We start from the raw sequence: 11,175 nt of genomic DNA, 5'->3' as shown, positions 1-11,175 counted from the left end.
GGCCGTGAACATCTTAGAAAAAGGATTAGGCAAGTGGCAGAATCCTAAAATAAAAGAAAAAAGCAGCCTAAGCTAGGCTGCAGTCCGCTAGCAACTCGCGGACTCAAAAGGCTTTGGTAATTAGACGACCTCTATCGCTAATAGTTGCGAGATTATTAGTGACAAGTCAAATCCGTATCTAAGCAAGTTGGTGTTCTGGTTAGCACAAGCTAGCGAGCCACTAAGCCCTAGACTTCAGTCTAGGGTAGTTGACTATGCGGTTTAGTATTTTTGACACGGGTATGAAATTGACTAGAGGTTTGAGCCTCCATAGCGATGTCGGGGCGAATGTAATATAAATCCTGACCATCATAGCTATTGATTAAAAAGACTAGAATGTCATGAACGTCGCAAACGCAGCGCCAGGCCTGCTTTCTATCAGGTTCGATTCTGCTATCGTGGATCGCTGCATTCCCCATCCGGCGGACTTCATCGAATAAATCCATAATGCTTAAAGGATAATCGAGTTCCCCGCGTAAATAATGCGTGTCATTGCGCAAATTGCGATATTCACCGTCTGGCACATGATAATAAGCATTCAGATTCTCTAGTTTGAAGATTTTCTTAGTAAGTGTTTCAAGCAAAAGGCGAGAGTTGCTGATGACGTCACGATAATCATCGATTGTGTATAACTTGTGAATCTTTTCAGCAGTAGAGTATTCCTCGTTAAATGTTGGACTATTTTTGACAAAATTGAAGTTAATTTCCATAATTTTTCCTCACAAAAATCTAAGTGTATAATTTTTTGCGGTAAGTTGAATAAATAATTAAAAAGCTCAAGTCCTTTGAATTTGGACTTGAGCTAAAACAAAAAGACCAGTAGTCTGATGTTAAGAACAAAAACACATTAGAAGCTGGTCTTTTATGGAATCTATTATAACTGATATCGTGAAAATTATTAAGTCTGAAAATAATGTTATTGCTCGTGAAAAGGCATTAATGTGCTATTTCTTTAATCTAATTAGAGAATTAATGAAACTAGCGCTAGAAGAAGTTGATGCTGGTTTAGTTGAGGAGACTAAAAAGCAAGGCTATCAGATTGAAAAGAAAAATAAGCGTTCAGTTGTAACTGTCTTTGGAGAGATTAGCTATTGGCGCAGGAGATATATTTGTCCAGGCAAAAAGGCTAAATACCCGCTGGATGAGCTGATGGGCTATGACAAGTATAAGCGTTATAGTGTTTTAGCAGTGAAGGATGTTTTACAGGTTAGTGCTGTGGCAACTTACCGTAACACTGCTTTGGCAGTTAATACCCTTTCTTGTTTTAACATTAGTCATAGTCAAGTTGGCAAACTGATAGTTCAAGCAGGCAAACTGATTAAAAACCAACAACAGTCGGAAGAAAGATACGATGGCATTACCCAAAGGAAAAAGGTGCCAGTACTTTATCTTGAAGGCGATGGTGTTGTGATTAAGGGCACCAAGAAACGGCTAGAGTTTCATCGCTATCAAGTCTGTGAGGATATTATTAATTTAAGCCAAAAGCGCAGGAAGAGAGTTCAGGCCAAAGAGTTTGTTTCTTTAAGTCGCTTGGATGCTTTGCAAGAAATTAAAACCTATTTAGCTAATACCTATGACTTAAGCGATACTTTAATCATCAGTAATGCCGATGGCGGTGCCGGTTATGCCAAGAAAGATTTTGATGAAATAGTTGGTTATTGCCGGCAGCACGAACACTTCTTGGATGTCTTTCACTTGAATAAAAAAATTAAGGACCGTCTAAGCTTTATGCCAGCTATGCAAGGCAAATTGATCAGCGCAGTTGAGTTTAAATATGACCGTCACTTAACTGATGTAATTTTAGACACGATTGAAAGCAATCTGATTGATGAACTGAATACGCCAGAAAATCATGAAAACCTAAAGCTTCTGCGCAGCTATCTTCATCGTCGCTGGGCGGATATAAAACCATTCAAAATGCGTCATTTGTCGGTAATTAAAGCAATTGGCTGCTGTGAAAGCAATCATCGCAAATATACCTATCGCGTCAAAGGGCAAGGAAAATACTGGTCAGAAGATGGTGCCGAAGGAATCTTGCGTGTACTGACTTGTATCAAAAACAATGAACTGGAATACTGGCTTAGCAGTGAGTTCGCTGGTGGACAGCTGGATATTGGTGATCAGGAAGAATTGAAAGGTGCAGTTCGTGCTAGTCTAAGAAAGATGCATGAAACCCATCTGGGCATTCATCATGGAATAATTGAGAGTTTAACGGCAGGTCATAGCTATTTGAATGATTTCGGTAGGGAAATAAATCAGATAAATATTTAAGAAATTAAGGTTAGACTAATGGTTCACAGCCTACCGCAAAAATATTGACACTTACCACAAAAATGAAGATAGTTGCTATTTTGGCTCAACCTGTTAATCTAAATTAAAAGTATTAATTTGGTGGGTTTTAAGTATGAAAAAACGTAAAACTATTTGGTTATTTGGAATTATTGTGATTTTAGTTGGCGGATTAATTACCGCTGGCAATTTTTATTATACAAGAGATCGGCAGATTAGCCGCATTGTTGCCAACTTAAAAGACCCTAAGACGGGGATGGCGCAATATGTGATTGCTTCAACTCCTGATATGAAGGTAACCGATTATAGTTTAAAGCCGTTGCAAAATTATTTTAAGAATCATGCAGCGGCTGCAAAAAAATTGGATTCTAACTTACGCCATGATCGTGACAATGGTGAGATTCAATTAGTTGAAGCTGGCCGCTATTTCTTATTTTTCAGTAAATATAAGTTGCGAGTACAGTGCTATCGTCCGCAGGTTCAAACCAACCATGCCAATTCGGCTTTGTTTGTTAACGGGGAAGATTACGGCAAAATGAATGGCGGCAATCAGAATTACTATCAAGATTTAGGGTTAGTTTTTCCAGGTCGTTACCATATTTTGGTTAAATCCAAGGTTAACAATAGAAAGTTAGATGCTGACTCGATTGTAAATATTTGGTCAAATAAGACGGTAGATATGAAAATTAAAACCGCCACTTTCCAAATTCGCAGCGTTCCTAATGGCGTAGTTTATATCAATGATCATAAAGCAGCCACTCTTAATAAAAAAGGCCACTATACATTTAAGGATTACCCGCTTGCCAAGAGAATGGAAATTTTTGTTAAAAGCAAGGTGGATGGTCAAACCATTAAATCTGAAAATGTGACAGATTTATCACAATCAATCAGTTCGGAATTTAGCGATAGCGAAGACGATGTAACTGATTATGATGGTGCAGCAGATTACCAAGGCAATGGTGAAAAAGACGTTTACCAAGATGCAGAAGGTGACTATATTGTTAACCCAATTTGGCCAGGTTTAATTAAAGTTGAAAATGCGGCGAGAATGCTGTATACCAGCTTTAAAAAGCCGATGGTAACCAATTTTGAAAATGGTAAAGAAAACGCCGATTATAAAAAGATTGAGCAACAAATCAAGAAGTGGAAGAAAGATAAGAAACTTAAGAAGTTCACCGTTAAGGTCAAAGTTTTATCTGTTTTGCCAGGTAAGCGCAATTATAGCAAGATTGATTATGAAGTAACTTTTGTTAAAAAGTACAAGGATAAGAGCAAAAAGACAGAAAAACTGTTATACCGGGATGCAGTTTTGCATCTAGTAAACGGTCATCAAGAGATTCAAACATTAGGAAAATGTAAATTAATCAAAACAAAAACTAGCAACTAAATGTTGATAGATCAAGGTTCTTCACGCGTTAAGACGTGAAGAACTATTTTTTTACGCAAAAATAGATTGACAAAAGGCTAATATCATATTAGTGTATTAATTGAATAATACAGTAAAACAAATTGGGGAGAAAGAGGTATAAAAATGAACGAAATTCTTGTGGTTGACAACGTCACCAAAACTTACGGTAAAAAAGGCGAAAAACAATACCAAGCTTTGAAGGGCATCAATTTTAAGGTGGCTGCAGGTGAATTCGTAGCAATCATGGGTGCTTCTGGCTCTGGTAAAACGACTTTGCTTAACATTCTTTCAACTTTAGATAAACCAACTACGGGTCAAGTTTTCATTAATAAGCATGATGTTAGCACTTTGAATACTAATCAGATGGCTGACTTCCGTAGCAAAGAAATAGGTTTTATTTTCCAAGACTTTAATTTGCTAGAAAATTTGTCTAATCGAGAAAATATTGCATTACCACTTAGCTTGCGTGGATTATCAGCACGCAGAATTAATCCACTTGTGGATAGAATTGCAGCAAAATTAGGAATTAAAGAAATTTTGAATAAGTACCCTGCAGAAATTTCAGGGGGACAAAAGCAGAGAGTAGCGGCTGCACGTGCCTTGGTTCACGAACCATCAATCTTACTGGCCGATGAACCAACCGGTGCGCTTGATTCTAAGAGTGCAAGAGAATTACTAAACACGATGGAAAACTTAAACAAGCATGACGGCGTAACAACTTTGATGGTTACCCACGATCCATTTTCAGCAAGTTTTGCTAATCACATTTTATTCATCAAAGACGGTAAAATCGGTGAACAAATGATTAAAGGTGAAAAATCTAGAACAGACTTCTACCATGAATTGATTGCTCACTTGGGTACTGAGGAATAGGAGGAAGGAAAAATGATTTGGAAATTATCTTTAACCGGGATTAAAAGCCGGCTCAAAGACTACACGGTCCTGTTTTCAGGATTGGTAGTTGCAAGTACAATCTTTTATATGTTCTTATCCTTGGCAATTAACCCGGGCTTCATGAGTAAAGATGTTAATGCACCAGGACAATACTTAAGCTTCATCTTTGGCTTCGGGATTGTCTTACTCGCAATTATTACTTTCATTTACTTGGTTTATGCGAATTCATTTTTGCTCAGCATGCGCCAGCACGACTATGGCATGTTCATGATGCTAGGGGCAAAAAGTTCTAAGCTTGGTTTGCTGATTTTCTGTGAAACCTTGTTAACAGGGATTTTGGCAGCTATTTTAGGAATTATTGTTGGCTTGGGTTTAACTGCTCTTGTGTCTAAATTATTGATTAGCAGTTTAGACTTACATATTACGCACTTTCAGATAATTTTGCCTAATGCAATTTTATGGACATTGATTTTCTTTGTAGTTGTATTCTTTTTAGCAGCGTTGAGAAATGTGCATAAACTTGTGCGTAGTAAAGTGATTGACTTGCTTCATGAGAGTCAAAAGCCAATTAAGATCAGCCGCAAGAACGGCTTGCGCGTGGTTGAAGCTATCTTAGGTCTTTTGCTTTTAGCAGCAGGCTATTACATTATGGGGATGCCCGATAATGCTATTTTCTTCATCATTCCAGCAGCATTAGTAACTATCGTGGCAGGCTCATACTTCACTTTTGATTCATTTTTCACTCTCATCATCAATCTTTTGCTCAAGAAAAAAGGCTTCGCTTACCGCGGCATTCGCGTCTTTACTCTTGGACAACTAAAATTCAGAATTCGTGATTACACACGTATTCTTTCCGTTATCTCACTACTTTTCGCTTTAGCTCTTGGTGCGATTACTGTTGGTCTTAACTTCAATTCATTGAAGAACCAAGCAGTAGTCAGCGACTACTATGATGCACAGATTGTGCAAAATACACCAGCTGTGCAAAAAAATGTGGACAAGTTAGATATTAAATCTAAGGCTACTTACCACTACGTTGAAACTAAGAAAGAACTATTCTTTAACAAGGCTGATTTCGACAAAAAGCCATTTAAATATATTAAATTTAGTCAACACGGTAATGATTTCCCAACTTATACACCAACTGTAGCCAAGACCAAAGATTTGGTTACTCCTGGTAATTCTGCTAATACCCGTTTGAGCATGATGCTACTTAATGGCACTAAAAAGATTGAACTAGTTTCTCCAGCTAAATTTAATACTATTCAAGGACAAAAGAAGTTTATAACTTTAATTAGAGTTAAGGATTTTGTTAAAGACTATCCAACTTTAACAAAGATTGAAAAGCTTCAAATGACTTCACCTATGATTAGTAGAGTGTTGAGCAACACTAAGCCATTTACTTATCAAGTAGTGCTTGGCTCTGTCAGCGGTTTCGAATTCATGGGTTTCTTCCTAGGAATCGCGTTCCTAACCATGCTCGCTTCAACTTTGATGTTCAAAGTTTTAAGCGGCGCCGCCAGCGACAAAGTACGTTACGAAATGCTCTACAAGATTGGGACTAGGGAAAAGATGCTTAGAAAATCAATTAGAAATGAAATTGGGGTGCTATTTGCTTTACCTGGAGCACTAGGTATCATCGATGTTCTCTTCGGTTTGAGATTGTTCAAGGCATTATTACCTAAGCCATACATGGGCATCTGGCTACCATTCTTAATTTTCATCGTACTTTACTTCATTTACTACATTGTGACTGTAAAATTATACGAGAATATAGTGCTGAAAAAGTAGAATCTTAGGCTTAAATCAGTACTCGTTAATAAGCTAGGTATACGAAAAAGCTGTCAAAATGACAGCTTTTTTAATATGCATATTTGAAAACTTACTTTCTACACCCGGTTAACTGTTGGCGATCATGTAACAATCATTGGTCCAGCAAACTATTTAACGAATGCCATTAAGACAATTGGTTATGAAAAAGTTACTGGAACCAAAACAGATGTTAGCTTCATGTCAATAGGTATCTTGCTTGGTGCTATCGTAATTACGATTCACAAGATCCCACTTACTCTTGGTGGCGGTAGTGGTGCATTGTTCGCTGGTCTGAACTTTGGCTGGCTGCAACAAAAGCACCCGATCCTGATATAGCGTTCATTAAAAAGAGAAGCCTAGATCAAGTTGATCTAAGCTTCTTTTTGTATATGCTCATAAATGCATTTTGTTCCAAATAGGGATCTTGATGTCACCTTTATCGCTCATGGTCATCACGGTAATTGAGGCATTCTTTGGACCGGGTACAAGAGGGATGTTATCGCCGTAACGGTACCACAAGCTTCTAATAGTAAAGCCATGGGTAACCAACAAGATGTTTTCAGCTCCATCAAGTTCACTGATCATCTTTAAACCATTTTCCATGCGAGACCAATATTCTTCAGCATCTTCTGCTTGGTGGTATGGGTCAGCTTCTTTGATCCAATCTTTAATGGTATCGATACTTTCATGTTTAAACATTTCTTGTCTAGTAGCGTAGCCGTGACTGCCACCGATCATGCGCCAAGCCATTTCAGAATCCATTCCTTCAAAATAGCCATAGAATTGTTCTCTGAAAAATGGACTGGCAATATGCTGCAATTCATCTTTGTTAACGTTGTATTTCATGATTGTTTCGCAGGTGTCGCTAGCTCTTTTTAAATCACTAGATAAGGCAATGTCAAAAGAAACGTCGTGCAATGCCTTGCCAGCTTCTTCGGCACCTTCAATTCCTGCAGTAGTTAGTGGGGTATCACACCAACCTTGCATCTTGTTATAACGATTGATATAAGTTTGACCATGACGGACAATATAGATTCTTTTCATAATTTTCTCCTCATCAAAAAACTCCTCTTTATTTTAGAAAAAAGAGAGGAGTAATTAAAGTTAATTGTTTTCGTGGTAGATTTTTCTCAATTTTTTGATATCTTGTGGCTGAATGGTGTAAATTGATCCTTTAGGATACATGACTGAAACGCTGTTGGTGTGATTTAAACCAATCGCATGTCCTAGTTCATGTTCAGCGGTGTTGATAATTCGATTATTGCTGTAACCGTACCACTCATTTTGCAAGTAATAGCGGTTGAGATGAACATCTGCCTTTAATAAATGTCCAGTTGCTGGATTATAAGTTGTAGCCGTTTCACCAGCAGCATTTGTGTCGCTATCATCCACAATGCTGATAACGATTTGTGCCTTCTTTTTATTACTAATTTGGTGAAAAGTGAAGGCTCCGGTTCGATTCCAAGCATTCATGGCATTGATTGCAGCTGAACGTAACTGTAAGTTATTTTTGACATCTACGTAAACATTTGCTTTCGGTTTTGACCATGTCCGGTTTTCAAAGGTATCATCATCTTTTGCTTTATCAGTTCTGGTAGAAGTGTCTTTATCGCCTAATTTAGGCGGGGTAGTAGTTCCATTTTTTAATAATTGCTGAATGCGATAATTTAATGTAGTCAGAGAATCTTGCGTTGCCATGCGCATGTTAGAATCATTTTTATAAGACCAAACGGCAAAGGCGAGTACTGCAAGCAAGAAAATATTTCTGATGATTCTAAAAAACGTTCTCATAATTTTCAACTCCAATGTTGAAATTATAATCTTCAAATCTTAAGTTTTCATCTATTTTTACTTGTATTTTGCCTATGAGCGTGCAGACTACTATAAAAGCGCTACTCATGATAAAAAAGCGCTACTCATGATAAAATAGAATGCGAGTTTTTAAAGAAAAGGTGATTAAATGACCACAGCAAAAAATGAAAATAGTGAAGAAGCACTTGAACAAAAACACCTTGATAATATTATGAAACAAATCAAGGAACGTGAAAAATCTTTAAAAAAGTCAATTAAATCCGCTGAAGGCGAAGCTAGAAATCTTAATTCACACTTCTTTGATGATGTTAAGTTGGATTATGATGGTTACTCGACTTCAATGGAAACCGCCTTGTCGATTCATCAACAGCAGCAATTATTAAGTGAACGCGAACATGCTTGGCAGCATTCAGCTAAGCAATTGGATACCGTTGAAAGGCTGGAAAAACGGCCATATTTTGCTCGAGTTGATTTTAAAGAGCAAGGGGAAAAGAAGCCTGAAACTATTTATATTGGTTTGGGATCTTTTGCAGATAAAAACGATCACTTTTTGATTTATGACTGGCGTGCGCCTATTTCTTCAATTTATTACGATGGTAAGTTAGGTGAAGTATCTTATAATTCGCCAGAAGGCAAAATTACCGTTGATATGACTAAGAAACGCCAATTCATGATTGAAGATGGCAAGATTGTCAACATGTTTGACACCAATGAGTCAATCGGTGACCAAATGCTTTTAGAGGTTTTATCTGAAAAATCATCAACTCAGATGAAATCAATCGTAACTACGATTCAACAAGAACAAAATAAGATTATTAGAAATACTAGTGCTGACTTACTTTTCGTTCAAGGTGCTGCAGGTTCTGGTAAAACTAGTGCAATTTTGCAAAGAATTGCATTCCTGCTTTATCGTTACCGTGGTAATTTGACTTCTAGTGATGTTATCATGTTCAGTCCTAACCAATTGTTTAATGACTATATTAAGAATGTTTTGCCTGAAATGGGTGAACAAAATATGGTACAGATGACTTACTGGCAATTTGTTGCCCGCCGGCTTCCAGGGATGAATGTGGAAAACCTGTTTAAACAATTTGAAGATCAAAATGCGGATACTAATATTAGTAAATTTAAGGATTCGGTTAACTTCTTTAATTTGGTAACACGTTATGCAAAGCATTTAAATAAACGCGGTGTAGTCTTTAAGAATATTTATTTTCGTGACAAGAAGAAGCCTTACTTTGATAAGGAAAAGATCAAGGAAATCTATTACTCATATAACGAGAATTACAATTTGGCTAACCGCATTGATGCAACGCGTGAAGAATTGATTAAGATGCTTAATCGCAAGATCGCGCCAGAAGCTAGAAAAGCTTGGGTTGCTCGCACCATTGAAGGGATGAGTCAATCTGAGTTAAATGAATTGTACGATCGACCTGATCAAGAATTTGAATCAGAAGCTAAGGAAGAGGCATTCTTAGGCAGAAAGATTGTGCTTAAGGCATTGAAGGGCGTGCACAAGCGTATTTTGCACAATCACTTTATCAATATGCGTGCGCAATACTTAAGCTTCTTGCGTGCTGTGCCTAAGATGGTTGATTTAGCTAAGTGGAATATCGATGAAGAAGCCTGGATGCATCATATTGATGAAGTTAAGGAAAATTTCAAGAAGCATGATATTGCAATCACTGATGTTTCTGCTTATCTTTACTTGTATGATTTAATTACTGGTCGTAGAACTAATTATGAAATGCGGTATGCTTTCATCGACGAAATTCAAGATTATACGCCATTCCAATTGGCCTACCTTAAATATAATTTCCCACGTGCCAAATTCACGATGCTCGGTGATTTGAATCAGGCTATTTTTACTAAGGATGAAAGCCGCAGTTTGCTCAAGCAGATTTCAGGTTTATTTGATCCAGAAAAAATCGATGTGGTCCAACTTACTAAGTCATATCGTTCAACTAAGCAACTGACTAACTTTACCAAGCAGATTTTGCGTCAAGGTGAAAAGATCGAAGCCTTTAACCGTCAAGGCCCAAAGCCTGTGATTTGGGGTAGAGATAGCGATGAACAGGCAATTGATGTTTTAGTCGATGTTTTACGTGATAATGAAAAGCGCAAGATGACTACTGCTATCATTACGAAGGATTTGGCTGGTGCTAAATTTGTCCATGAAAAGTTGAGCGAAAAAGGTGAAAAATCCACTTTGATTGCGACGGCTAACCAGCGTTTAGTTGATGGCACCTTGGTTATTCCATCATATTTGGCTAAAGGACTAGAGTTTGATGCTGTAGTTATGTGGGGCGCAAATAAAAAGAATTATCATCAATTAGATGAAACGCAACTTGTTTACACGATTACATCTCGTGCTATGTACAAGTTAGACGTGATTTACACTGGTGAAAAGAGTCCGCTTTTAGATGTGGATCCAGTTACTTATGAAGAAAAGTAATTAATAGATAATTGACAAATACTAATTAATCTTATAAGATTTATAGCAATATTAAAAACAACTTAGAACAGAAGCAGTAAGGCTAGCTGCTGTAATAGAGAGTTTCTGATGGTGGAAATGAAACACGAGCTAATCCGAAGTCACATCTGTGAGTTGATTTTCTGAATTGAGTAGGAAGACCCGGGATAGCCCGTTATAGCTAAAGGTTGATTATTAACTTATTGAGGCAGGTTATGTGAATAGCCTGTGAATATGAGGTGGAATCGCGATTTCATTCGCCCTCGTAGCCAATTGGCTATGGGGGGTTTTTTTTAAGATAATCAACCTAGTGAGGCATTTTGCGTGAGCAGATGCGAAGATGAGGTGGAAACACGATCAGTTCGTGTCTGGGAAAAAACTAACTTTCAGATACCAAAAGACGATCAATCCAACTCTTAATTTGAGTTGCTTGACCGTCTTTTTCTTG

Annotated in this window: 8 protein-coding genes, 1 pseudogene and 1 other annotated feature; of the genes and pseudogenes, 6 read left to right on the top strand and 3 right to left on the bottom strand. The window is 37.5% G+C overall.

The features are described from left to right. Positions 1-257 precede the first annotated feature (257 nt). Positions 258-749, bottom strand: a pseudogene (locus tag CP357_RS08245) (hypothetical protein); the annotation flags it as partial. 154 nt (positions 750-903) lie between these two features. Here CP357_RS08245 and CP357_RS08240 point away from each other — a divergent pair. The 5 genes from CP357_RS08240 to CP357_RS10620 all read left to right on the top strand — a co-directional run bounded on the left by CP357_RS08240 (position 904) and on the right by CP357_RS10620 (position 6,778). Then, on the top strand, positions 904-2,310 hold the full coding sequence (locus CP357_RS08240) for an ISLre2-like element ISLcr1 family transposase (RefSeq protein WP_013085678.1): 1,407 nt from the start codon (positions 904-906) through the stop codon (positions 2,308-2,310). 133 nt (positions 2,311-2,443) lie between these two features. Beyond that, complete coding sequence (locus tag CP357_RS08235) at positions 2,444-3,715, top strand: hypothetical protein (RefSeq protein ID WP_098037034.1); 1,272 nt, start codon at positions 2,444-2,446, stop codon at positions 3,713-3,715. A gap of 144 nt (positions 3,716-3,859) precedes the next feature. Continuing rightward, a complete protein-coding gene (locus tag CP357_RS08230; RefSeq protein ID WP_087176928.1) occupies positions 3,860-4,609 on the top strand; it encodes an ABC transporter ATP-binding protein in 750 nt (249 codons plus the stop codon). A gap of 12 nt (positions 4,610-4,621) precedes the next feature. After that, entirely contained in the window at positions 4,622-6,421 is a 1,800-nt protein-coding gene (locus tag CP357_RS08225) for an FtsX-like permease family protein (protein WP_098037033.1), read from the top strand. Between the two features lie 219 nt (positions 6,422-6,640). Then, on the top strand, positions 6,641-6,778 hold the full coding sequence (locus CP357_RS10620; RefSeq protein WP_233187002.1) for a hypothetical protein: 138 nt from the start codon (positions 6,641-6,643) through the stop codon (positions 6,776-6,778). A 57-nt stretch (positions 6,779-6,835) separates the two neighbouring features. Here CP357_RS10620 and CP357_RS08215 read toward each other — a convergent pair whose 3' ends face one another. Continuing rightward, positions 6,836-7,486 (bottom strand): histidine phosphatase family protein, encoded by a 651-nt coding sequence (locus CP357_RS08215; RefSeq protein WP_025006015.1) that lies wholly within the window; start codon positions 7,484-7,486, stop codon positions 6,836-6,838. Between the two features lie 60 nt (positions 7,487-7,546). After that, on the bottom strand, positions 7,547-8,233 hold the full coding sequence (locus tag CP357_RS08210) for a M57 family metalloprotease (protein WP_098037032.1): 687 nt from the start codon (positions 8,231-8,233) through the stop codon (positions 7,547-7,549). A 169-nt stretch (positions 8,234-8,402) separates the two neighbouring features. Here CP357_RS08210 and helD point away from each other — a divergent pair, with 169 nt between their 5' ends. Next, positions 8,403-10,709, top strand: coding sequence for an RNA polymerase recycling motor HelD (gene helD / locus CP357_RS08205; RefSeq protein WP_098037031.1), 2,307 nt, complete (start codon positions 8,403-8,405; stop codon positions 10,707-10,709). Positions 10,710-10,763: 54 nt separating this feature from the next. Beyond that, positions 10,764-10,995 (top strand) — a binding site (T-box leader). Positions 10,996-11,175: the final 180 nt, after the last annotated feature.

The sequence above is a fragment of the Lactobacillus sp. UMNPBX6 genome (assembly GCF_002553975.1).
Classification (GTDB): Bacteria; Bacillota; Bacilli; order Lactobacillales; family Lactobacillaceae; genus Lactobacillus; species Lactobacillus gallinarum.
Note: the sequence above shows the minus strand (reverse complement) of the source record. Positions and strands in the feature narration are given on the sequence as shown.